This window comes from Streptomyces vulcanius, assembly GCF_042653945.1.
Lineage (GTDB): Bacteria > Actinomycetota > Actinomycetes > Streptomycetales > Streptomycetaceae > Streptomyces > Streptomyces mangrovi.
Window position 1 is genome coordinate 161501 of the sequence record NZ_JBHSFK010000010.1, and the last position, 22801, is coordinate 184301.

Sequence of the window (22801 nt, forward strand, 5' to 3'; positions counted from 1 at the left end):
GGGTCACTTCTTGCTGTCGATGACTGCCTTCATCACGTCCCTTGCGATCGGACCGGCGAGACCACCACCGGTGATGTCGCCGCGGTTGGCCGAGCCGTCCTCGACGACCACGGCGACGGCCACCGGCGCGCTGCCGTCGGACAGCTTCGCGTACGAGATGAACCAGGCGTACGGCTTCTCGCTGTTGTTGAGGCCGTGCTGGGCGGTACCGGTCTTGCCGCCCACCTTGACGCCGGAGATCTTCGCCTTGCCGCCGGTGCCCTGCGGGTCTTCGACGACCGTCTGCATCATCTTCTGCAGCTCCTGCGCGGTGTCGGACGAGACGGCCTGCGACAGCTCCTGCGGCTCGGTCGTCTCGATGGTGTCCAGGTTCGCGGCCTTGAGCTGGTCGACCATGTACGGCTTCATCAGCTTGCCGTCGTTGGCGACCGCCGAGGCGATCATGGCCATCTGCAGCGGGGTGGCGCGGTTGGAGCCCTGGCCGATGCCGTCCAGGGCGTTCTGCGGCGGGTTGTCCTTGGGGTAGACGCTCTCGGCGGCGCGCACCGGGGTGTCCAGCTCGGTCTCGTTGAAGCCGAACTTCTTCGCCTGCTCGATCATCTTCTCGTTGCCGACGTTGTCGGACATCTTCGCGAAGACGGTGTTGCAGGAGACCATCAGCGCGTAGCGCAGGGTGGCGTTCTCGCAGGCGCCGTGCTCGTTGGTGAGCTTGGTGCTGGACTGCGGGAGCTTGAACGGGTCCGGGGTGTCGGTCTTGGAGTCGATGCCGTCGACCTTGCCGTTCTCCAGCGCCGCGGCGGCCGTGACGACCTTGAACGTGGAGCCCGGCGGGTAGGTCTCGCGCAGCGCGCGGTTGAGCATCGGATCGTCCTTGTCCTTGCTCTTCTGGACCTTCGTCCACTCCTCCGAGTCCTTGTCGGAGGCCCCGGCGAACTTCGACGGGTCGTAGGACGGCGTGGAGACCAGCGCGAGGATCTTGCCGGTGGACGGCTCGATCGCGGCGACGGCGCCCTTCTTGTCGCCCAGGCCCTGGTAGGCGGCCTTCTGCGCGGCGGCGTTGAGGGTGGTGACGACGCTGCCGCCCTCCTTCTGCTTGCCCGTGATCATGTCCAGGGTGTTGCGGAAGAAGAGCCGGTCGTCGTTGCCGGTCAGGATGCCGTCCTCGAGCTTCTCCAGCTGGTTGGCGCCGAACGCCTGCGAGGAGTAGCCGGTGACCGGCGCCCACATGGCGCCGTTGGTCCAGGTGCGCTTGTACTTGTAGTCGCCGCTGGTGGTCTCGACGGAACCGGTGATCGCCTTGCCGTCGACGATGATGTCGCCGCGCGGCGTGGAGTAGCGCGTGATGTTGACGCGTCGGTTCTTGGTGTCACCCGCGAGGGTGTCCGCCTTGACGTACTGGAGGTAGTTGTCGCGCAGCAGCAGCGTCAGGACGAGGAGGCCGCAGAAGATCGCGATCCGGCGCAGGGGCTTGTTCATGACGGGCGGACCACCTGGGTCATCTCGGCGTCGGGGTTGGAGGCGGGCGCGGGCGCCGGGCGGCGCGCGGTGTCGCTGATTCTGATCAGGATGCCGATCAGGGCCCAGTTGGCGATGACGGAGGAACCGCCGTACGCGAGGAAGGGCATCGTCATACCGGTGAGCGGGATGAGGCCCATCACACCGCCGGCGACGACGAACACCTGGAGCGCGAAGGCGCCCGAGAGGCCGATGGCGAGCAGCTTGCCGAAGGGGTCGCGGGCGGCGAGGGCCGTGCGCACACCGCGCTCCACGATCAGCCCGTACAGCAGCAGCAGCGCCATGATGCCGGCCAGGCCCAGCTCCTCGCCGAAGGTGGCGAGGATGAAGTCGGAGTTGGCGGCGAACTTGATCAGCTCGGAGTGGCCCTGGCCCCAGCCGGTGCCGAGGGTGCCGCCGGAGCCGAACGCCCACAGGGCCTGCATGGCCTGCTCGGAGTGGCCGTACTGGCCTGCCTGGGAGAGCTTGTACTCCTTCATCGGGTCGAGCCAGGCCTGGACACGCTGCTGTACGTGGCTCTCGAACTGGGCCACGCCGACCGCGCCGGCCGCGGACATCAGCATGCCGAAGACGATCCAGCTGGTCCGCTCGGTGGCGACGTACAGCATGATGACGAACATTCCGAAGAACAGCAGCGAGGTGCCGAGGTCCGTCTCGAAGACCAGGATCAGGATCGAGATGATCCAGACGACGATGATCGGGCCGAGGTCGCGGCCACGCGGCAGGTACAGGCCCAGGACGCGGCGGCTGGCCAGGGCGAGCGCGTCGCGCTTCACCATCAGATAGCCGGCGAAGAAGATCGCCAGCACGATCTTGGCGAACTCACCGGGCTGGATGGAGAAGCCGGCGACCGAGATCCAGATCTTGGCGCCGTAGATGTTCTGGCCGAGGCCCGGGACGAGCGGGAGCAGCAGCAGGAAGAGCGCGCCGACCATGGAGATGTAGGTGTAGCGCTGCAGCACGCGGTGGTCCTTGAGGAAGACCAGCACCACGATGAACAGGGCGATGCCCATCGCCGTGTACAGCAGCTGCCGGGGCGCGGCCGTGCCGGCCTGCTGGGCCTGCTGCAGGTACTTCGACTGGTCGAGTCTCCAGATGGCGACCAGACCGAGTCCGTTCAGCAGCGTGGCCACCGGCAGCAGCAGCGGGTCGGCGTACGGCGCGAACTTGCGTACGACGAGGTGCGCGACGCCGGCCAGCAGGCCGAGGCCGAGGCCGTAGCTCAGCAGCCCGGCCGGCACCTGTTCGTTGATCGCGAGGCCCACGTTGGCGTAGGCGAACACCGGGATCAGGACGGCGAACACCAGGAGTGCGAGCTCGGTGTTGCGCCGGCTCGGGGTGCCGATCGAGCCGATCGTGGACGTGTGGTGCGTCGGCGTGTTGGTAGTACTGCTCATGGCGTGACAGGGCCTCTCACGGCTTGCCTACTGCTCACCGCACCGCGAGACGACCTTCTGCTCTTCCTCCGAGAGAGTGGGGCCGGGGCTGGGAGTGGCGGTCGCGGACGGGGACGGGGACTGTGATCCCGGCGGCTGGCTTCCGCTCGGGTTCGGGCTCGGTGATGCCTTGGACGTGAGCGATACGGGAGTGGTTCCCGTGGCGCCGGTGGACTGGCCCGAGGTGGTCTTCTTCGAGCTCGCCGTGGTCTTGGTCGCGTCGGCCTGCGTCTGCTTCTTGCACGCGGACGCCTGCACGGACAGTTCGTCGATCTTCTGCTGTGCGTCGTTCCGGCTGCCCTCGGGGATGGTCGCCTCGACCTGCTTCTGCTGGTACTGCGGGAGGTACTTGAGTTCGATCTCGGGGTGGTCCTTCTCCACCTTCGAGAGCGAGACCCAGGCCAGGTCCTGGCTGATGCCCCGGTACAGCGCGAGGTGCTCGCCGTTGGTGCCGACGTAGTACTGAGTCTGCGTCCAGCGGTAGCCGCCGTACAGACCGCCGCCGATGACGGCCAGGGCGAGGACGCTGTAGAGGGATCTCTTCAGCCACCTGCGGCCCTTGCGCGGCTTGACGAAGTCGTCGTCCGTGTAGTCCAGCGAGCTGTTGAAGCCGTCGGTGGGGATGAAGCCGGTGACGTCGCCGCCGGAGCCGGGCGGGCCGAACTCGCCGCCCCCGCCGCCCGCGTGGCGCCTGCGGCCGAGGCCCGCGGCGCGGCCGGCCGGGGTCTGCATGATGCCGTTGTCGTGCAGCTGGTGCTGGTTCTCGGCTACGGCGCCGACCACGACCGGGACGTCGGAGAGCTGTCCGGCGAGGGTGTCGCCGGTGTCCAGGTCGAGCACGTCCGCGACGATCACGGTGATGTTGTCGGGCCCGCCGCCGCGCAGCGCGAGCTCGATCAGGTTCTGGACGGTCTCCTGCGGGCCCTGGTAGCTGGCGAGGGTGTCCTCGAGGGTCTGGTGGGACACCACCCCGGACAGCCCGTCGGAGCAGATCAGATAGCGGTCGCCGGCCCGCACCTCACGGATGGACAGGTCGGGCTCGACATGTTCGCCGCTGCCCAACGCGCGCATCAGCAGCGAGCGTTGCGGGTGGGTGGTGGCCTCTTCCTCGGTGATACGGCCCTCGTCGACGAGGCGCTGCACCCAGGTGTGGTCCTGGGTGATCTGGGTCAGCACACCGTCGCGGAGCAGATAGGCGCGCGAGTCGCCGACATGCACGAGCCCCAGCCGCTGGCCGGTCCACAGCAGCGCGGTGAGCGTGGTGCCCATGCCCTCCAGCTGCGGGTCCTCCTCGACCAGGGAGCGCAGCTGGTCGTTGGCGCGCTGGACGGCGGTGCCGAGCGAGGTGAGCACGTCGGAGCCGGGGACGTCGTCGTCGAGGGCGACGATGGTGGAGATGGCCTCGGAGGAGGCGACCTCACCGGCGGCGGCGCCGCCCATGCCGTCGGCGATCGCGAGCAGGCGCGGACCGGCGTAACCGGAGTCCTCGTTGCCCTCGCGGATCATGCCCTTGTGCGATCCGGCGGCGAAACGCAGTGACAGACTCATGCCCACCTCGCCCGTCGGCCCCGGGTACAGCCGGTCGTGTCGAGCCACACTGCCCACCCTCCGGTCGGGAGCGCGCCGGGGCCCGGGGTGCCGGCCGTCGTGGCGTGCTCGCTCCGCTCGCGCTCACTCATGATGTAGCACTACTTCCGCAGCTCGATGACGGTCTTGCCGATACGGATCGGCGCGCCCAGCGGGATCGGAGTGGGAGTCGTCAGCCGCGTCCGGTCGAGGTACGTGCCGTTGGTGGAGCCCAGGTCCTCGACGATCCACTGGCCGTCGCGGTCCGGATAGATCCTGGCATGGCGGCTGGAGGCGTAGTCGTCGTCCAGCACGATCGTGCTGTCGTGCGCGCGGCCGAGGGTGATGGTCTGCCCCTGGAGCGCGACGGTCGTGCCCGTGAGGATGCCCTCGGACACGACGAGTTTGGTCGGGGCGTTACGGCCCCGGCGCCCGCCCGCTGCGGGCTGCTGGCGCTGCTGCGGGGGCGCCTGCTGGCGCCGGTCCTGCTGCTGAGGTCGGGCGGTTTCCCGGCGGGCACCGCGCTGGGTGACGCGCGTACCGAACAGGTCGCTGCGGATGACCTGCACGGCCACGATCACGAACAGCCACAGTACGGCCAGGAAACCCAGCCGCATGACCGTGAGGGTCAGCTCTGACATTGCCCCCGCTTCACCCTTCGGCTTGCCTATAGATAACGGTGGTGCTGCCCACGACGATCCGCGAGCCGTCGCGGAGCGTAGCGCGGGTGGTGTGCTGCCCGTCCACCACGATGCCGTTGGTGGAGCCGAGATCCTGGACAGTCGAAGGCGAACCGGTCCGGATCTCACAGTGCCGGCGGGAGACGCCGGGGTCGTCGATCCGTACGTCGGCCTCGGTGGAGCGGCCCAGGACGAGGCTGCCGCGGGAGATCTGGTGGCGGGCGCCGTTGATCTCCACCCAGTGCCGGGTGCGAGCCCCGGGTGCCGGGGCACCCGCGAGACCGCCGCCCGCCGCGCCGGGGCGCTGGCCGCCGGCCGGGGGCGGGTAGCCGTAGCCACCCGCGCCGGGAGGCGGGGCGGCCGGCATGGGGGGTGCGGCGGGGGCACCGGCCGGCGGGTAGCCGTAGCCGGGGCGCTGGCCGCCTGCCGCGGGCTGACCTGCGGACTGGCCCGCGGGTGCCTGCTGGTTGCTGGAGGAGGCGAGCGTACGGCTGCGCACCCGGTACAGACCGGTGTCGAGGTCGTCCGCCTTCTCCAGGTTGACCTTGATCGGCCCCATGAAGGTGTAGCGCTGCTGCTTGGCGTAGTCGCGCACCATGCCGGCGAGTTCGTCGCCGAGCTGGCCGGAGTAGGGGCTGAGGCGCTCGTAGTCCGGCGCGCTCAGCTCCACGATGAAGTCGTTGGGTACGACGGTCCGGTCCCGGTTCCAGATCGTCGCGTTGTTGTCGCACTCCCGCTGGAGCGCGCCGGCGATCTCAACGGGCTGGACCTCGGACTTGAAGACCTTGGCGAAGGTGCCGTTGACCAGACCCTCGAGACGCTGCTCGAACTTCTTCAGGACTCCCATGGGGCACCTCCTCCGTCGTGACCTTCGTCCCGTGTGCTGCTGCTTGTGTTGCCTGCGCTGCTTGCTCTGCCTGCCTGGTACTGCTTACTGATCGTATCCACGCGCCGCTGAATCGGCTGGTTCCCCCTGTCGGCCCCGTCGACGCGGTGTCGACGCCTCTTCGGTGCGTTCTTCCGTATCCGCTTCCGTACCTGTTTTCTGCCCAGGATCGTAGAGGCGCCCGACGACCAGTGTCCCGCACCCGACTGTGCACCTTGCCCTGCTCCTGGGGAGACGGACGCCATAGGTACGAGGTTGATACGTGAACCGGTCGCCGCCGAGACGTATCGGGGTTGCCGTCGGCTTCTGGCCCCGCTGACGTCCTGCTGCCGCCTTCTCCCGCCCTGCTTCTGCCCAGGCAACGCCTGGATAAGTGATGTGAACCCATCCTGCCCACCGTGCTAATGTTCTGCGTGTCGGAAGGCGCCAGGCCCAGAGCCCAGAAGCCCGAGGACACACCCAATGCGCGGGTGGCGGAATAGGCAGACGCGCTGGATTCAGGTTCCAGTGCCCGCAAGGGCGTGGGGGTTCAACTCCCCCCTCGCGCACCAGGGAGCATCGACGTCAGGTGCTTCAGAGCAGTGACGGAACGGCCCTCATCGTGATCACGATGAGGGCCTTTTTGGTGTGGTGCTGTGGTTCGGAGGTGCGAGCGCGCGTCTGGTTGGCCCGGAGCCGAGGGGGCAGCAGGGCTGTTGGCGGTGTGATTTTCCTGTCGGTGTGAGGTCTCTCTCACTTGCTGGTGAGATGGCCTGTGGGGGTCCAGCTGCCGATGGGTCTGGTCGGTCGGTCGGCGGCGGGTGGGTCGTCGACGGGGCGGGTGCCCGTCGGGTGGGATGGTGGCGAGCCAGCGGTCGATCTTGCGGCGGTTGGCGTGGGCGAGTTGGAAGGCCAGGACCACCGCCCGTCGCCTCCAGGCCGCCGCCGACCCCGCCGCGATCTTGCTCGGGCAACAGAACGTTTGTGAGAATCCTGAATCCTGCTGGGGTTCGGACGAGCAGCCCGATTGTCCCGTCTCACGTGACCCTGTTTTCTTTCTCACGGCGTCTTGTCGCATTCGCTGCTGGTCTCACCCGGGCGGTGCGAGGGACTGGAGATACAAGATCGGCTACACCGCTCTGCGGGACACGACCGTCGATGCGGGTCAGCGTTCCACGGCGCCGATGAGTCGGCCTCGGGCGAGGACGGGTGCGGCGATGGAAGACAGGAGGGCGCTGGGCCTTGCCTTGTCCGGTCCGGTTTTGCCGGGGGTGGTGGCCAGAGGGGTCGCGAGGGCGAAGAGCTGGAAGGTGTAGTGGTGCGGTCCGTGGCCCTTGATGGGTGCGGGTCCCTGGTACCCGCGTCCGATGGTGGAGCGCAGCACTGTGACGCCGGGGGCGGGCTGCTGTGCGGCTAGTGCGCCGGGGGCGAGGACACGCACCGCCGGGTCGATGAGGGCGACGCAGTGGACGGCGGGCTTGGGGATGGGCACGTCGGTGTCCTCGACGACCAGCAGTAGTTGGGCGGTGCCCGCCGGCGGCGGGCTCCAGGCCAAGCCGGGGGAAAGGTTCTGGCCGCCCGCGTTCTTGGCACGGTGCTCCGGCGGGATCGTGCCGCCGTGGTAGAAGCTCCGGCTACTGAGGTCCAGCAGTTCGGGGCCGTGCAGGTTCGGGCGATTCCACGCGGCGCGAGTCTCGCCCGACCTGCGGTTCTTCAGCAGTCGGCCCAGCATGTTCATCGTGTTGCTCCCAGCATGTGTCGAGGGTTTCATCGGGAGTGGCAGCTTCGCCGGGATTGGGCGAATCTGTCCGATGTCTCGGCGATACGCCTCGGTGTCCGGGCCGGTGTCCAGTGGTGGTGAGGTTGGCCTGCGTGGCGCGGTGGTGGACGGCTCTCAGGCGCTCAGACGGTCTCAGGCGATGTGATGGCTTCTGGCTGCTTGACGGCTTCCGTCGGGGTGCGGCCGGGCAGCAGCAGGCTCAGTAGGAGGGAGAGGGCGGCGAAGCCGGCTGCCCACCAGAATGCCTGGTCGAAGGCGCGCGCGGCCTGGGTTGCCGATCCCGGGTGGTGGTGCAGGGCCGCGTCAAGGATGACGGCGAGTACTGCGACGCCGAAGGACCCGCCGATCTGCTGCGTGATGCGGGTGATGATGCCGGCGTGCGGTATCTGCTCACGCCGGAGCCCGACGAACGCGGCCACCTGCAGGGGAATCGACACGGCGGCGAGTCCGAAGCCGCGGACCACGAGTACCCCCATCAGGAACCACTTGTTGGTCGTGGTGGAGGCCAGTGCGAAGGGCACGGTGGAGAGTCCAACGATCGCGAAGCCGGTGAAGGCGACCCACTTGGCCCCGATTCTGTCGCTGAGTCCGCCGGCCAGCGGGCGGCTCAGGAGCGCGCCGATGCCCAGGGGGGCGACCAGCAGTCCGGCCTGGAGCGCGTCGGCTCCGCGCACCTGCTGCCAGTACAGCGGCAGTAGTGCCATGCCACCGTAGAGCGCGGCTCCGGACAGGAACAACGATGCGGATGCGGACGCGAGCGGGCGGTGCGCGAGCAGCTTGATGTTGACCAGGGCGTTGCCGGAGCGACGGGCTGAGTACAGGGCGAATATCAGCAGCAGGAGCGCGCCGACCAGTAGTGGGGCGAACGAGTCGGTACGGCCGAAGCCGCCTGCCTGCGAGGAGTTGGTGAGACCGAGCAGGATCGCGACCAGGCTGGGTGAGAGCAGCAGCCAGCCGAGGGTGTCGAAGCGCGGACGCGCGTCGGTGGCGTCCGGGTCCAACATCCGCCAGGCGAGTATGAAGCCGATCACACAGAACGGGACGTTCACCCAGAACAGCCACCGCCAGTCGAGCCAGTTCAAAAGGACGCCGCCGATCACCGGGCCCACGATCGGTCCTACCACGAGCGGCAGGGTGACGATCGACATCGTGCGCCCCAGCGCTTTGCCTGCCGCCGCCTGCATGATCATTGTCGAGAACAGCGGGAGCATGAGCCCCCCGCCGAACCCCTCGACGATCCGGGAGACGATGAGGCTTTCGGCATTCCAGGCCAGGCTGCACAGAATCGAGCCGACCAGGAACACGGTCAGCGCGAACATCCACACCCGCCTGCCGCCGAAGCGGGACTGGGCCCAGCCTGCGAGCGGAATCGACACACCCAGCGCCAGCAGGTACCCGGTACTCACCCACTGAATCGTGGAGATCGGCACGTGCAACTGCTGCGAAAGGGTCTGCAGCGCAACACTGACGATCGTCGTGTCGAAGACCACGGCCAGCGAGCCGACAACGAGCGTGACAGCGATCTTCATGACTTTTGGATCGATGCGGTCCTCTGCGGTTGCCTTGGCCATGGTGACCCCTGCCTGCCTCTACTTTTGCGGGTTGGGACTGGATGCCGAGGGCTCTGGACGGGCGCAGCGGGCGGCCCCGCTTCCAGTTCGGTCGGGATCAGATTCTCTGAGCCAGTCGATCGAGCAGCGGCGCCGCCGCCGCGAGCTGTTTCAGCTCCTGCGGTGTGAAGCTGTCCGCCAGTGCCTGCGCGACCTGCTCCGTGCGGGTGCCGCGCTTGTCAGCCAGCGCTTGCCGACCCGTGTCGGTCAACGCCAGGAGTACACGCCTGCCGTCCCGCGGGTCGGTACTGCGCTCGACCAGGCCGCGGGCCTGGAGGCCGCGGAGCGTGGCCCCCATCGCCTGCGCGGTGATCTGCTCCTGCCGGGCCAGCGCCGACGACGTCGTCGGGCCCGTGTGGTCCATCTGGGACAAGGCGGCGCGCTCGGGCATCGTGAGCTCGCCCTCGACCCGCGATTGACGCACTCGCCTCAGCAGCGCACCGATGCTGGTCAGCAGGGCGGTGGCGATCTCGCTGGTGTTCAGCTCGTCACTCATATAGTAAAGCTACCTTATCAACCTGCCTTAGTAAATCCGGAGTACGCTCGTCCGCCGTCCGGACACTGCATGCCGAACTCCGGGCGGGGCAGGCCCGGCCGCAGGAATCCCTCGTCCGTGATCGCGGTCGATACACCTGGCGGCGGCCTTGACTCGCTGCGCGATGATGCTGCCGCAGAGGGCCCTCAGATGCCCGGGCGCCCGCTTGCCCACCCCTGCCCCGTACTCCCGGCTGGAATGCCCGCCTGTCCCGATCGGTTCACATCACAGCGGCCCCGGCGCTGCCCTTCCTTCGTGGGGCGGAGCCGGGGCCGGACTGCTGTCTCAGGTGCCGCCGGCGTCCTCACCGGCCGGTTCCGCCGCGGCGGCTTCGGTGCGTGGGCCGGGCACTGTGGGCGGGTTGAGTCCGAGCCTGTTGCTCATATCCAGCTCGAACCCGCCGTACGGATTCACATGAGTCCAGAACAGCGGGGACAGCGCCCGGCGGTCGGCGTCGGTGAGCTTCTCGGCCCACTTCGGTTCGGCCAGGATCTCCTGGAGAAGGCAGGTGTCGTCCTCGCCGGTGGTCGGCCGGTACAGACGGGCGGAGCCGACGTTCTTCAGCCGGGGCAGCAGGTTGAAGCCGAGCATGTGGGCGAAGACGAACCCCACGATCGAGGCGCTGTGGGTGGCAGCAGAGAGGTCTTGTCGGGGCGTGGGGCCGTCTGGCGTGGGCGGACCACCAGGACCTTCAGTCAACCGCCCCCAGGCAAAGGAGATTTGGACCCCGCCGCCATCCAGCGATCGGTTCCCCACGGCTCCATCCGGAGGCAGCCGAACTGCGAAGCCGCGTCTTCAATCGGACCGCAGAACGTTCCGACAGGCCGAGCATCCTTCAGGATTCCCGAACTTCCATCACCGGGCTCCGCACTCCAGAACGAGATGAAGTCTGCTGGCCAGGGGCGCAGGGTCTCATCGAGACCCAGGGGAACTCAGGGGATGTCGCACACGAGGAAGCCCATCTTGGCCCGGTTCTCGTACAGCTACGGCCAGATGGTGAGTAACGGAAAGTGATTATATGGCCACGATTGAGCATGCTCTATGGGTGAGCAATAGTCGCTGGGTTCCCTGCCTCGTCCATGGCTGACCGGTCTCCCGAGCGTGCCTGGATCAGGGCCTGTTACCGGCTCTTCACAGATGAGGGTGTAGCTGCGGGCCTGGCTTGCGGGTCTTGGGCCCCCCTCTTGCTGTCGTTGGGAGTTTGCACCCCGAGAGCGCAGCCTTGCACGTTTGGGCCCGCTGCTGAGACCTCTTGTAGGGCCGTGCTGATGCCAGGCTGATCGAGGTGGGTCAACACATCGAGACTCCCTCCTTCGGTGTCCGCCCCGGGATGCCCCGCGAACGCCCTTGGTGCCGACGGCCTCGATTGCGTAGGCATCAGCGCCTTTGGTGGCGGCGGGACTCAGTCGTTGGTGGACGCCACTGGTCCAGTCGCGGCGTACCGGGCGGCGATGGTGCGGACGGCCTCGTCGACCACCTGAGCGACGCGTTCGGCGCTCACCTCCCAGCCCGGCACCAGGAGTGTCGGCCAGAAGACGTAGTTGGAGATCATGCCCAGGAACTGGGTGGCTGCGAGGTCCACGTCCTCGACCCGCACCGTTCCCGCCTCGTGCTCAGCCAGGAGGTAGCTGCGTACGGACTCGAAGTAGGGCATCTTCCCGTGCGAGAACTGCGCATGGGCCAGCTCAGGGAACCGCGGCAGCTCGGCGATGACGATCCGGAACAGGTCGGTCATCTGGGCACGGCCCAGCAGCTCGGCGTAACGGCGACCGATGATGCTGAGCCCGTCAACGACGTTGCCTGCCGGCGGAGGATCCTCCTCGTCAGCGGTCGACCAGGACTCGGTCACGATGGCGTCGAACAGGGCGGCTTTGCTCGGAAACTGCTTGAACAAGGTGGCCCGCGAAACGCCCGAGCGCTCTGCGATCCGCGCCAGCGACGTCCGGTCGTAGCCCAACTCGAGAAACAGCGCGGTCGCGGCCGTCACGATCAGGGCGCGCTTCTCCTGGGCGACGCGCTGGTGATACGTCGTCACGACTCTGCTCATGGGCCGAGCATACGAGGTGAGTGGCTTGACTCGCCACTGCCGCCGACCTAGTGTCAGGGATGGCGAGTCGCCCGGCTCACCACTGGCCGCCGTTCATCACTGGTGATCCCGGTCATTCACCGACGTACCGAAGGAACATCTGATGCCCCGCTTCGACAACCAGACCGTGCTCGTGACCGGTGGGACCGGCGGCCAGGGCTCGAGCCACGTGCGCGCCTTTCATGCGGAGGGAGCGAACGTGGTGATCGGCGACATCGACGCGGAACGCGGCGCCGCTCTTGCCGACGAGCTCGGGACCCGCGCTCGCTTCGCCCGCCTTGACGTTACCGACGAGAGCTCGTGGTCCGCCGCTGTGCTGGCCGCCGAGAGCGCCTTCGGCGCCCTGAACGTGCTCGTCAACAACGCGGGCGTGCAGAATCCGCCTGCAACAATCGAAAACACGGAGCAGGCCACGTGGTCGCGCATCCTCGACATCAACCTCACAGGGACCTTCCTCGGCATCAAGACCGCAGCCCCCGCTCTGCGCCGCGCAGCAGGGGGAGCCATCGTCAACGTCGCCTCGACCATGGGCCTGGGCGGCACGGCTCACTACGCGCCGTACGTCGCCAGCAAGTGGGCCGTGCGAGGCCTCACCCAAACGGCAGCACTCGAGCTCGGCCGCGACCACATCCGGGTGAACACCATCCACCCCGGCGTGATCGCGACCTCCTTCATCCTCGAACCAGCAGCTGGCGCAGTCGCGGCAATCGCCGACTTCTACTCACCCGAGCCGTTCGCCATCCCCCGGCTCGGGGAGCCGACCGACGTCAGCCGTCTTCTCCTGTTCCTCACGTCATCGGACGCGTCGTTCATCACGGGGTCGGAGTACGTCATCGACGGTGGACTCCTCCTCGGCCCCGCCCTTCAGGCCGAGACCGTATGAGCACTCCAGACACGACCGGGTCGAACGACTCCGCACGGGACGCGTCTTTGTCCCACCTGCCCAACCACATCCGACGAGCCATCGAGATCACCCCCGCCGCGGGCACCAGGGAACGGATCATCGACATCACGACGCTGGGGCGCCGCACCGGCCGAGCACGCCGCATCGAGATCTTCTTCTACCGAGCTGCGGGCACCACTTACCTGTGTAGCGGCGCCGGCGGTGCCGCGACCGACTGGCATGCGAACCTTCTCGCCAATCACAACTTCACCTTCCACCTCAAGAACGGGATCCGTGCAGATCTGCCTGCACGGGCCACGCCTGTCACCGACCCAGCTGAACGTCAGGCCGTGCTGGCGGAGATCGTGGCGGATCTCAATCAGCCCCACGACCCCGGCACCATCCGGCCGACTCGGCTCGAAGACTGGGCTGGCAGTCGGCTGATGCGCATCAGCTTCCGACATCGGCCGTGATCGCGGATCCCTCGACAGATGACCTGCTCCCAGGGACTGGGGTGTAGTCGCGGCCAGAGCGGCTCTTCGCCAGATGAGGGTGTAGCCGGCGCGGCGGTCCCAGATGGATGTCGAAGTTTCCAGAGGGAAAGTCTCCTACACGCTCACCCTGAAAGAACCGCCACGTGCCCGACGAGGAACGTCTCAGGCTGTAACTGGGGTGTAGTGGGCTACACCACCAGTGCGGTGGCCTGCTGTCCCGCGTTCGCGAGGGGGGCCGCCTAGCGTGGGGGCATGGGCAGGACACTTCGGCAAGCGGGACGGGCCACGCTTCGGCTTGCCCTCGCCGCGGTGATGACCTTCGGTACGTATCTCTTCGTCACCGTGCTGCTCATCACGGCCGTCGGCACGCTCGCTGTCGTCGGGGCGTGGCTGCTGCCCGAAACCGTGCTGCTGGTCCGCCGGATCGCCGGTGCCAAGCGCCGGCAGACGGCGGCCTGGACCGGGCAGGAGATCCCCGAGGCGTACGAGCCGCTCACCGGGCCGACGCGGCAGCGCATCCGTACGGCCGTCCGTGACTCCGGCACCCTCGCCGACCTGCGCTGGATGGCCGCCCACTACGTGTACGGCTGGCTGCTGCTGCTCGCGCTGCCCCTGTGGCCGGTCGCGCTGGTCGTGGACGGGGTGTGGGCGGGGCTGTTGCGCCGTGAGGCCGTGGTCCTGCCGTGGATCGTGCGGCTGGCCGATGTCGAGGCGCGCTGGTCGGGTGCGCTGCTGAAGCCGTCCCCCAAGGCTCGGCTCGCCGCCCGGGTGCGGGCGCTGACCGAGACCCGTGCCGACGCGATCGCCGCGCACGGGGCAGAACTGCGCCGGATCGAGCGCGATCTGCACGACGGGGCCCAGGCCCGGCTGGTCGCCCTGTCCATGCGGATCGGGCTGGCCAAGCGGGCCTTCGACCGGGACCCCGAGGCCGCACGCCGGCTGATGTCGGACGCCCAGAACCAGGCCGAGGAGGCGCTGACCGAGCTGCGGCACGTGGTGCGCGGCATCCATCCGCCGATCCTCACCGACCGGGGGCTCGTGGGGGCGGTGCGGGCCCTGGCGGCCGGCACGGGGCTGGAGGTGACGGTGCGGGCGGACTCGGTCGAGGAGGGGCCCCGGGCACCGGCCGCCGTGGAGGCCGCCGCCTACTTCGCGGTGGCCGAGGCGCTCACCAATGTCGCCAAGCACAGCGGCTCACAACGGGCGACCGTCGAACTGGAGCGGCTGCGCAAGGGGGTACGGGCCGTCGTACGGGACGAGGGGGACGGTGGGGCCGAGGAGGGCGAGGGGTCCGGGCTGCTGGGGATCCGGCGGCGGGTGGCCGCGCTGGACGGGGTGGTGAGCGTGAGCAGTCCGGCCGGAGGGCCGACAGTGATCACCGTGGAGCTGCCCTGCGTGTGGTGATGGCTGGTTTCACGTGAAACATGGCGCTGTGATCCGAAGTCGTCCATGTCTGTCGAAGCCTCTCGAAATCCCTCGGACTGCCTGCATCCTGCGAGTTATCCACATCTTCCGAGTTGTCCACAGGGTCTGACGGGTTTTGGCGCCGGCCTGTACGGTCAGGCTCGAATTGATCGATCGTGGATGGATGCGTGCGGGGGAGGCGGTCGTCGTGACCGAGGCCGAAGCTGTGGTGAGTGGGGCGCGCAGGCTCCCCCGGGTGCGGGGATTCGCCGAGCGGTCCGTGGCGGAGCCGGTCTCCCCCAAGGAGCAGGGCAAGGTACTGCGTGCCGTGGTGACGCGGTCCTCGCACGCGTCGTTCGACCTGGACCCCTCGCGTCCGGACGCGGTGGCCGCGGTCGAGGATTCCAACCAGGGCCGTATCCCCGGGCTGATGCCGATAAGGGTGGGGCGGATGGCGGCGACGCCCTTCGCGTTCATGCGCGGCTCGGCGGGCCTCATGGCCCATGATCTTGCGCGTACCCCCATGACCCGGGTCCGCGCCCAGATCTGCGGTGACGCCCACGCGGCCAACTTCGGCCTGTACGGGGACGCCCGCGGTGGGCTGGTCATCGACCTGAACGACTTCGACGAGACGGTCGACGGCCCCTGGGAGTGGGACCTCAAGCGGCTCGCCGCTTCCCTGGTGCTCGCCGGCCGGGTGGCCGGCGCCGACGAGGACACCTGCCGCAAGGCGGCCCACGGCGCGGCCGGCTCCTACCGCCGCACGATGCGACTGCTGGCGCGGCTCCCGGTGCTGGACGCGTGGAACGCGATCGCGGACGAGGAGCTCGTCTCGCACACCGACGCCCACGATCTCCTGGGCACCCTGGAGCGGGTCTCGGAGAAGGCGCGGGCCAACACCAGCGGCCGGTTCGCGGCGAAGTCGACCGAGCCGACCGGGGACGGCGGCCGCCGCTTCGTCGAAGCCCAGCCGGTGCTGCGCCGGATCCCGGACGCGGAGGCCGCGTCGGTGGCGGTGTCCCTGGAGTCGTATCTGACGACCCTCTCCGAGGACCGCCATCCGCTGCTCGCCCGGCACTCGGTGCACGACGTCGCCTTCCGGATCGTCGGCACGGGCAGCGTGGGGACGCGTTCGTACGTGGTCCTGCTCCTGGACCACCGCGGTGAACCGCTGATCCTCCAGGTGAAGGAGGCGCGCGCCTCGGCCCTGGTGCCGCATCTGCTGACCGCGGGCTTCGAGACGCCGTCCGCCGGCCACGAGGGCCGCCGGGTGGTGATCGGCCAGAAGCGGATGCAGGTCGTCAGCGACATACTGCTGGGCTGGACGACGGTCGACGGGCGCCCCTTCCAGGTACGGCAGTTCCGCAACCGCAAGGGCAGCGTCGACCCGGCCGCCCTCGCCCCCGACCAGGTCGACGACTACGGCCGGATGACCGGCGCCCTGCTGGCCCGCGCCCACTCGCACAGCGCCGACCCGCGGCTGATCGCCAGTTACTGCGGCAAGAGCGAGGAGCTCGACGAGGCGATCGCCACCTTCGCCGTCGCCTACGCCGACCGCACCGAGGCCGACCACGCCGACCTGGTGGCGGCGGTACGCGCGGGGCGGATCGCGGCGGAGACGGGGGTGTGAGGCCGGCCACCGGGGTCGGCGGGCGGGGCGCCGGGTGAGGGCTGGCGGAGTGCTGGCCGGAGGGCTGGGCAGACGGCCGTCGGCGGGGGCCTGATGGAGGGCCGGGCAGACGGCCGGCCGGGGGCCTGGCGGAGGGTCGGGCCGAGGCCGGGTGGAGGGCCGGGCAGGGGCAGGTCGGGAGGCAGGCCTGTCTTCTGTGGGGTTGGTCCAGGGATGAGGGCAGCCCTGTCGGCCCCGGGCTTGGCCTAGGCTGGTCGGGTGACGACCCCCGAAGCGACCCCCGAAGCTGGGCAGCCGCGGCCCGAGGAGCGGCTGGAGCAGGCCGTGCGGGCCGCCGAGCAGGCGTTGATCGAGTTCGAGATCGCGGTGGAGACCTTCCGCGTCGAGGTCGAGAACTTCTCCCGGCTCCACCATCAGAAGCTCGGCCCGATGTACGCCCGGCTCGACGAGCTGGACGCGCAGATAGCGGAGGCCAGGGCCGCGCGCACCGGTGACCCCGAGGATCTGCGCCGGGCCGAGGAGGCGCGGGCCCGGGTGCTGCCGATGCCCGGGGTCGAGGAGCTGTTCCACGGCTGGATGGACGGGAACGGGCTGTTCCCGGAGGCCGTCGCGATGCTCACCGACCAGCAGGTGCGCCCCCCGGAGCGGGTACGGCCGAGCGACGAGGCCCGCAAGCTCTATCGCGAGCTCGCCCGCCAGGCCCACCCCGATCTGGCCCAGGAGGACGACGAGCGGGCCCGGCGTGAGGAGTTCATCACCCGGGTCAACGCGGCCTACGCCCGCGGCGACGAGGTCCTGCTGCGGGAGCTGGCCGAGGAGTGGGCGGCCGGTCCGGCGCCCGCCGAGCGGCGCCCGAGCCCCAGCGAGGAGCTGTACGCCCGCCTGGAGTGGCTCGCCGCCCGCAAGGAGATGCTCACATCCCTCGCGGGGGAGCTGGAGAACGGCGCGATCGGCTCCATGCTGCGGATGGCCCCGGACGACCCCGACCGACTGCTGGACGAGATCGCCGACCAGCTCCTGGCCGAGGTCGCCCAGAAGGAAGCGGAGCTGGCCCAGCTGGTCGGCTAGCGGCGGGAGCCGTCGGGTAGCGTCGTGGCATGAGTTTCGGTTCCGGTGTGCCCACGGTCGAGGTCGGCGACCTCAAGGACGGCGACTTCCTGCTGGACGTCCGTGAGGACGACGAATGGCAGGCGGGTCACGCCGAGGGCGCCCTGCACATTCCCCTCAGCGAGTTCGTCGGCCGCTACGGCGAGCTGACCGAGGCGGCCCCGCAGGACGGGCGGGTCCATGTGATCTGCCGTTCCGGGGGCCGCTCGGCCCAGGTCACCATGTACCTCGTGCAGCAGGGCGTGGACGCGGTGAACGTCGACGGCGGCATGCAGATCTGGGCGGCCGTGGGCCGTCCCGTCGTCCAGGACGACGGCCGGCCCGGCTTCGTCGCGTAGGCGCACAGGCGCACAGGCGCGGAGAAGGGCAGGTCAGCTCAGGGCGTGGGCGGCCAGCAGGTCGCCCAGTGCCTCCTCGTGCGCCGCCGCGGGGCCGAGCGACAGCTCCAGGTGCTTGGCCCAGGCGTGGTACCGGTGCAGCGGGTAGTCGACGTCGGCGCCGAAGCCGCCGTGCAGGTGCTGCGCGGTCTGCACGATCCGCCGTACGCCCTCGGAGGCCCAGATCTTGGCCACGGCGACGTCTCCGGCGGCGGGCAGCGCGCCCGGCGCCCCGGAGGAGATCCGCCACGCGGCCTGCCACAGGGTGACCTCCATCGCGCGCAGGTCGATGTAACGGTCGGCGGCCTGGACGGCGACGGCCTGGAACGTGGCGATCGGATACCCGAACTGCTCCCGCTTGCTCGCGTAGTCGCTCGTCATGCTCAGCACCCGCTCCCCCAGGCCCAGCGCCAGCGCGCACGTCCCGGTGGTCAGCAGCGCCCGCAGCCACTCCACGGCGCCGTCCGCGGTGATGACGTCCCGGGCGGCGATCCGCGCCGACTCCAGGCGCAGCTCGCCGAGCCGCTCACCGGTGGTGGAGATCTGCTCGGCGAGTACGGCGCCCTCCTGGCCCCGGGCGACCACGGCGAGAACGCTCACGTCCTGCCCGGTGCCGTCTCCGGCCCGCGCCGGTACGAGCACGAAGTCGGCCTCGTACGCCCACGGCACCGCCGTCTGCACCCCGTCCAGCACCCAGCCGTCGCCGTCCTGCCGGGCGGTGACCGCGAGTTCGGCCGCGTCGTGCCCGGTGCGGCCGTTGGCGGCGACGGTCAGCACGACCTCGCCCCGGCCGGCCCGCGCGAGCAGCGCCGACCTCAGCTCGGGGCTGCCGTAGGCCTGTACGGTCGCGGCGGCGGCGCTGCTCTCCAGCAGCGGCACCCGGGCGAGCGACTTCCCCGCCTCGCGCAGCAGCAGGCACAGGGCGACGGCGTCGAGGCCTGCTCCGCCGTACTCCTCGTCGAGGAGCAGGCTCAGCAGGTCCGCGTCGGCGAGCCTGCCCCACAGCGCCCGGTCGAGGTCGTCGGCGACGGGGCGGCCCTGGGTGAGCGCGGGGCTCGGCACGCCGTCGGGGGCGACCCCGGCGAGCACCCCGCGCGCCGCCTCGGCCGCAGCCTGCTGCTCCTCGCTGAACGTGAAGTCCACGGCCTGTCCCCTCCGACGGGTCTGATCCGGGCGAGATCTGACGGGTCGTCAAGATAGAACAGGTTCTAGAAAAAGAGAACAGGTGGGGGATTCACCGGTCGAAGTCCACCTGCACCGCCTCCGTAAGCGGATGCGACTGGCACGCCAGCACATACCCCGCCTCGGTCTCCTCCGGCTCCAGCGCGAAGTTGCGGTCCATCCGCACCTCGCCGGAGACCAGGAAGGCCCGGCAGGTCCCGCACACCCCGCCCTTGCAGGCATAGGGCGCGTCGGGCCGGTTGCGCAGCACGGTCTCCAGGACCGACTCCCCGTCCCGGACGGGCCAGCTGCCGCCCCGGCCGTCGAGCCGGGCGGTCACGGTGCTGTGCGCGGGTGCCGCCGTGGCCGCGCGCGGTGCCACGTCGTCCACGTGGAAGATCTCCTCGTGGATCCGGGACCGGCCGACCCCGAGCGCCCGGAGCGTCCGTTCCGCGCCCTGCACCAGCCCGAACGGCCCGCACAGGAACCACCCCGCCACGTCCGCAACCGGCAGCAGCGCCGGAAGCAGCGAGGTCAGCCGCTCCCGGTCCAGCCGCCCGGGCGGCAGCCCCGCCTGCTGCTCCTCCCGTGAGAGCACGGTGACGAGCTGAAGCCGCTGCGGATACCGGTCCTTCAGGTCGGCGACCTCGTCCAGGAACATCGTGGAGGCGGCCGTGCGGTCGCCTCGGATCAGACAGAAGCGGGCGCCGGGTTCGCGCGCCAGCAGCGTGGAGACGATCGACAGCACCGGGGTGATCCCGCTGCCGCCCACGATCGCCGCGTACAGTCCGGGCGCCGGGGCGAGGGTGAAGCGCCCCGCCGGGGTCATCACCTCCAGCTCGTCGCCGACCCCGATCTCCTTCAGCGCGTACGTCGAGAAGGCCCCGCCGTCGACCAGCCGCACCCCCACCCGCAGCGTGCGCGGGCCCTCGCCGCCGGGGTCGGGCGCGGGCGAGCAGATCGAGTACGTCCGCCGCATCTCGGCGCCGTCGGCCACGCGCCGCACGGCGAGGTGCTGGCCGGGCGCGTGCCGGAACTCATCGCGCAGCCCTTCGGGGACGGCGAAGGTGAGGGCGACGGAGTCGTCGGTGAGCCGGTCCACCGCGGCCACCTGGAGCGGGTGGAAGCGGGCCATCACAACTCCTTGAAGTGGTCGAAGGGTTCACGGCAGGCCAGACAGCGGCGCAGCGCCTTGCAGGCGGTGGAGGAGAACCGGCTGAGCAGCTCGGTGTCGGCGGACCCGCAGTTCGGGCAGCGCACCGGGTCAGGGTCGACGCTCCTGGTGGGGCCCAGGGCGAGGGCGACCGGGCCGGACTCCCGTACCGCCCGGGGCGGCGCGATCCCGAACTCCCGCAGTTTGCGGCGGCCTTCGTCCGTGATGTCGTCCGTCGACCAGGCGGGGGCCAGCACCGTGCGCACGGTCACGTCCGGTACGCCGTGCTCGTGCAGGACGCGCTCGATGTCCGCCGACATCGCCTCGATCGCCGGACAGCCGGTGTACGTCGGGGTCAGCTCGACCTCCACCGCTTCGGCGCCGTGCAGACGCACCGCGCGCACCACGCCCAGTTCGCGCAGGGTCAGCACGGGCAGCTCGGGGTCGGGCACCGAACCGGCGAGCGCGAGCAGCTCCGCCTCCAGGGGCGTGGTCGTCACCATGACGCCCCCGGGTGGCTGCGGTGCAGATGCTGCATCTCGGCGAGCATCCGGCCGAAGGACTCGGTGTGCAGGCCCTGCCGGCCCGCGCCCGCCCTCCAGGCGCCCGACCGCGGTCCCTCGGGAACCGCCAGGCCGGCCCGGCGCAGCACCGCGCCGACCGACTCCAGCCAGCCGGCCCGCAGCGCCTCCCCGTCCACGTCGAGCCCCTCCACCGGCTGGAAAAGCTCGCCGGTGAACCGCCACAGCGCCTCGCAGGCCGTCCGCATGCGCGCGTGGCTGTCCTCGGTGCCGTCGCCGAGCCGCAGTGTCCACTGCTCGGCGTGGTCGCGGTGGTAGGCGACCTCCTTGACGGCCTTCGCCGCGAGCCCCGCGAACGGGCCGTCGGCGGAGGCCAGTTGGCCGTACAGGAGGTGCTGGTAGGTCGAGAAGTACAGCTGGCGGGCGATGGTGTGGGCGAAGTCGCCGTTCGGCTGCTCGACCAACTGGACGTTGCGGAAGGCGCGTTCCTCGCGCAGATAGGCCAGTTCGTCCTCGTCGCCGGTCATCGACAGCAGGACGCGGGCCTGGCCCAGCAGGTCCAGCGCGATGTTGGCGAGGGCGACTTCCTCCTCGAGCACGGGCGCGTGGCCCATCCACTCGCCGAGGCGGTGGGAGAGCACCAGGGCGTCGTCGCCGAGGGCGAGGGCGGCCGTCGTGGGAGCGGCGGTCGTCACAGGTGCTGCACCCCCTCCGGGATCTCGTAGAACGTCGGGTGCCGGTAGGGCTTGTCGGCGGACGGTTCGAAGAACGGGTCCTTCTCGTCCGGCGAGGAGGCGGTGACCGCGGCGGACGGCACGACCCAGATGGAGACGCCCTCGCCGCGCCGGGTGTACAGGTCGCGGGCGTTGCGCAGGGCGAACTCCGCGTCCGGCGCGTGCAGGCTGCCGGCGTGGGTGTGGGCCAGGCCGCGCCGGGAGCGCACGAAGACCTCCCACAGCGGCCAGTCGGAGTTCGTCATGCCTGCCCGGCTCCCGTCGTGTCGGTGCTGTGCTTGGCCGCGTAGGCCGAGGCGGCCTCGCGGACCCAGGCGCCCTCGTCGTGCGCCTGCCGGCGCTGGGTGATGCGCTGCTCGTTGCACGGGCCGTTGCCCTTGAGGACCTCCTTGAACTCCGTCCAGTCGATCGGGCCGAAGTCGTGGTGCCCCCGCTCCTCGTTCCATTCGAGGTCCGGGTCGGGCAGGGTGAGGCCGAGGGAGGCGGCCTGCGGGACGCAGATGTCGACGAAGCGCTGGCGCAGTTCGTCGTTGGAGTGCCGCTTGATCTTCCAGGCCGTGGACTGCGCGGAGTGCGCGGACTCGTCGTCGGGCGGGCCGAACATCATCAGTGACGGCCACCACCAGCGGTCCACCGCGTCCTGCGCCATCGCGTGCTGTTCGGGTGTGCCCCTGCTGAGGGCGAGCAGCAGTTCGTACCCCTGGCGCTGGTGGAAGGACTCCTCCTTGCAGACGCGCACCATCGCGCGCGCGTACGGCCCGTAGGAGCAGCGGCACAGGGGGACCTGGTTGGTGATCGCGGCGCCGTCCACCAGCCAGCCGATCGCGCCGACGTCCGCCCAGGTCAGCGTGGGGTAGTTGAAGATCGAGGAGTACTTCTGGCGGCCGGTGTGCAGCTTGTCCAGGAGTTCGTCGCGGCCGGTGCCGAGGGTTTCGGCCGCGCTGTACAGATAGAGCCCGTGGCCGGCCTCGTCCTGGACCTTCGCCATCAGGATGGCCTTGCGCCGCAGGGACGGCGCGCGGGTGATCCAGTTGGCCTCCGGCTGCATGCCGATGATCTCGGAGTGGGCGTGCTGGGCGATCTGCCGCACCAGCGTGGCGCGGTAGGCGTCGGGCATCCAGTCGCGGGGCTCGATGCGCTCGTCGGCGGCCACGGCGGCGTCGAACGCGGCCTGGTACGTCTCCTCGTCCGCCGTGCGGTGCGCGGTTGCTGTCGCCATGCCGGTCCCCTTGATCTCCGACCACCCCCGACCGATCGTTCGGTC

At 70.0% G+C, this 22801-nt stretch carries 22 protein-coding genes and 1 tRNA gene; 7 read left to right on the forward strand and 16 right to left on the reverse strand.

Annotation, left to right across the window (positions count from 1 at the left end; genetic code table 11):
- Positions 1-3 precede the first annotated feature (3 nt).
- From ACFPIH_RS17530 to ACFPIH_RS17550, 5 genes are all read right to left on the reverse strand, one after another.
- Positions 4-1476 carry a peptidoglycan D,D-transpeptidase FtsI family protein gene (locus tag ACFPIH_RS17530; protein WP_381171002.1) on the reverse strand — a complete coding sequence of 491 codons (1473 nt, stop codon included), beginning with the start codon at positions 1474-1476 and terminating at the stop codon, positions 4-6.
- Complete coding sequence (locus ACFPIH_RS17535; RefSeq protein ID WP_381171000.1) at positions 1473-2912, reverse strand: FtsW/RodA/SpoVE family cell cycle protein; 1440 nt, start codon at positions 2910-2912, stop codon at positions 1473-1475. Before ACFPIH_RS17535 ends, ACFPIH_RS17530 begins: the two co-directional genes overlap by 4 nt.
- 27 nt (positions 2913-2939) lie before the next feature.
- Positions 2940-4547: a Stp1/IreP family PP2C-type Ser/Thr phosphatase gene (locus tag ACFPIH_RS17540; protein WP_381170998.1), complete on the reverse strand. Its 1608-nt coding sequence runs from the start codon at positions 4545-4547 to the stop codon at positions 2940-2942.
- A 92-nt stretch (positions 4548-4639) separates the two neighbouring features.
- Positions 4640-5158 carry an FHA domain-containing protein FhaB/FipA gene (locus ACFPIH_RS17545; protein ID WP_381170996.1) on the reverse strand — a complete coding sequence of 173 codons (519 nt, stop codon included), beginning with the start codon at positions 5156-5158 and terminating at the stop codon, positions 4640-4642.
- Between the two features lie 10 nt (positions 5159-5168).
- Positions 5169-6044 carry an FhaA domain-containing protein gene (locus tag ACFPIH_RS17550; RefSeq protein ID WP_381170994.1) on the reverse strand — a complete coding sequence of 292 codons (876 nt, stop codon included), beginning with the start codon at positions 6042-6044 and terminating at the stop codon, positions 5169-5171.
- Between the two features lie 503 nt (positions 6045-6547).
- Between ACFPIH_RS17550 and ACFPIH_RS17555 the strand changes: the two genes are divergently transcribed.
- A tRNA-Leu gene (locus tag ACFPIH_RS17555) sits at positions 6548-6634 on the forward strand.
- A 593-nt stretch (positions 6635-7227) separates the two neighbouring features.
- Here ACFPIH_RS17555 and ACFPIH_RS17560 read toward each other — a convergent pair.
- The 5 genes from ACFPIH_RS17560 to ACFPIH_RS17580 all read right to left on the reverse strand — a co-directional run bounded on the left by ACFPIH_RS17560 (position 7228) and on the right by ACFPIH_RS17580 (position 12034).
- Positions 7228-7800: a YbhB/YbcL family Raf kinase inhibitor-like protein gene (locus ACFPIH_RS17560; RefSeq protein WP_381170992.1), complete on the reverse strand. Its 573-nt coding sequence runs from the start codon at positions 7798-7800 to the stop codon at positions 7228-7230.
- Positions 7801-7964: 164 nt separating this feature from the next.
- Entirely contained in the window at positions 7965-9371 is a 1407-nt protein-coding gene (locus ACFPIH_RS17565) for an MDR family MFS transporter (RefSeq protein ID WP_381170990.1), read from the reverse strand.
- Between the two features lie 139 nt (positions 9372-9510).
- Positions 9511-9948: a MarR family winged helix-turn-helix transcriptional regulator gene (locus ACFPIH_RS17570; protein ID WP_381170988.1), complete on the reverse strand. Its 438-nt coding sequence runs from the start codon at positions 9946-9948 to the stop codon at positions 9511-9513.
- A gap of 324 nt (positions 9949-10272) precedes the next feature.
- Positions 10273-10743 carry a Tn3 family transposase gene (locus ACFPIH_RS17575; protein WP_381170986.1) on the reverse strand — a complete coding sequence of 157 codons (471 nt, stop codon included), beginning with the start codon at positions 10741-10743 and terminating at the stop codon, positions 10273-10275.
- A 646-nt stretch (positions 10744-11389) separates the two neighbouring features.
- Entirely contained in the window at positions 11390-12034 is a 645-nt protein-coding gene (locus ACFPIH_RS17580) for a TetR/AcrR family transcriptional regulator (RefSeq protein ID WP_381170983.1), read from the reverse strand.
- Positions 12035-12176: 142 nt separating this feature from the next.
- Here ACFPIH_RS17580 and ACFPIH_RS17585 point away from each other — a divergent pair, with 142 nt between their 5' ends.
- The 6 genes from ACFPIH_RS17585 (at position 12177) to ACFPIH_RS17610 (ending at position 17929) form a co-directional block, all read left to right on the forward strand.
- Complete coding sequence (locus ACFPIH_RS17585; protein WP_381170981.1) at positions 12177-12956, forward strand: glucose 1-dehydrogenase; 780 nt, start codon at positions 12177-12179, stop codon at positions 12954-12956.
- Between the two features lie 47 nt (positions 12957-13003).
- On the forward strand, positions 13004-13429 hold the full coding sequence (locus ACFPIH_RS17590; protein WP_381170979.1) for a nitroreductase/quinone reductase family protein: 426 nt from the start codon (positions 13004-13006) through the stop codon (positions 13427-13429).
- Positions 13430-13702: 273 nt separating this feature from the next.
- The gene (locus tag ACFPIH_RS17595; protein ID WP_381170977.1) at positions 13703-14854 is read left to right on the forward strand and encodes a sensor histidine kinase; all 1152 of its coding nucleotides are present in this window, start codon (positions 13703-13705) and stop codon (positions 14852-14854) included.
- Positions 14855-15038: 184 nt separating this feature from the next.
- Positions 15039-16484 (forward strand): DUF2252 domain-containing protein, encoded by a 1446-nt coding sequence (locus tag ACFPIH_RS17600; protein ID WP_381170975.1) that lies wholly within the window; start codon positions 15039-15041, stop codon positions 16482-16484.
- A gap of 258 nt (positions 16485-16742) precedes the next feature.
- The gene (locus ACFPIH_RS17605) at positions 16743-17552 is read left to right on the forward strand and encodes a J domain-containing protein (RefSeq protein WP_381170973.1); all 810 of its coding nucleotides are present in this window, start codon (positions 16743-16745) and stop codon (positions 17550-17552) included.
- 47 nt (positions 17553-17599) lie between these two features.
- Positions 17600-17929 carry a rhodanese-like domain-containing protein gene (locus tag ACFPIH_RS17610; RefSeq protein ID WP_381171473.1) on the forward strand — a complete coding sequence of 110 codons (330 nt, stop codon included), beginning with the start codon at positions 17600-17602 and terminating at the stop codon, positions 17927-17929.
- A 33-nt stretch (positions 17930-17962) separates the two neighbouring features.
- On the opposite strand, the gene ACFPIH_RS17615 is transcribed toward ACFPIH_RS17610, so the two are convergent.
- The 6 genes from ACFPIH_RS17615 to paaA form a co-directional block, all read right to left on the reverse strand.
- Positions 17963-19111, reverse strand: a complete 1149-nt coding sequence (locus tag ACFPIH_RS17615; protein WP_381170971.1) for an acyl-CoA dehydrogenase family protein — start codon at positions 19109-19111, stop codon at positions 17963-17965.
- A 91-nt stretch (positions 19112-19202) separates the two neighbouring features.
- Positions 19203-20264 (reverse strand): 2Fe-2S iron-sulfur cluster-binding protein, encoded by a 1062-nt coding sequence (locus ACFPIH_RS17620; RefSeq protein WP_381170969.1) that lies wholly within the window; start codon positions 20262-20264, stop codon positions 19203-19205.
- On the reverse strand, positions 20264-20785 hold the full coding sequence (gene paaD / locus ACFPIH_RS17625; RefSeq protein WP_381170967.1) for a 1,2-phenylacetyl-CoA epoxidase subunit PaaD: 522 nt from the start codon (positions 20783-20785) through the stop codon (positions 20264-20266). The genes ACFPIH_RS17620 and paaD overlap by 1 nt, the downstream gene beginning before the upstream one ends.
- The gene (gene paaC, locus ACFPIH_RS17630; protein WP_381170965.1) at positions 20779-21498 is read right to left on the reverse strand and encodes a 1,2-phenylacetyl-CoA epoxidase subunit PaaC; all 720 of its coding nucleotides are present in this window, start codon (positions 21496-21498) and stop codon (positions 20779-20781) included. The genes paaD and paaC overlap by 7 nt, the downstream gene beginning before the upstream one ends.
- The gene (paaB, locus tag ACFPIH_RS17635; RefSeq protein ID WP_381170963.1) at positions 21495-21782 is read right to left on the reverse strand and encodes a 1,2-phenylacetyl-CoA epoxidase subunit PaaB; all 288 of its coding nucleotides are present in this window, start codon (positions 21780-21782) and stop codon (positions 21495-21497) included. Before paaB ends, paaC begins: the two co-directional genes overlap by 4 nt.
- The gene (gene paaA, locus ACFPIH_RS17640) at positions 21779-22756 is read right to left on the reverse strand and encodes a 1,2-phenylacetyl-CoA epoxidase subunit PaaA (RefSeq protein WP_381170961.1); all 978 of its coding nucleotides are present in this window, start codon (positions 22754-22756) and stop codon (positions 21779-21781) included. The genes paaB and paaA overlap by 4 nt, the downstream gene beginning before the upstream one ends.
- Between the last annotated feature and the right edge of the window lie 45 nt (positions 22757-22801).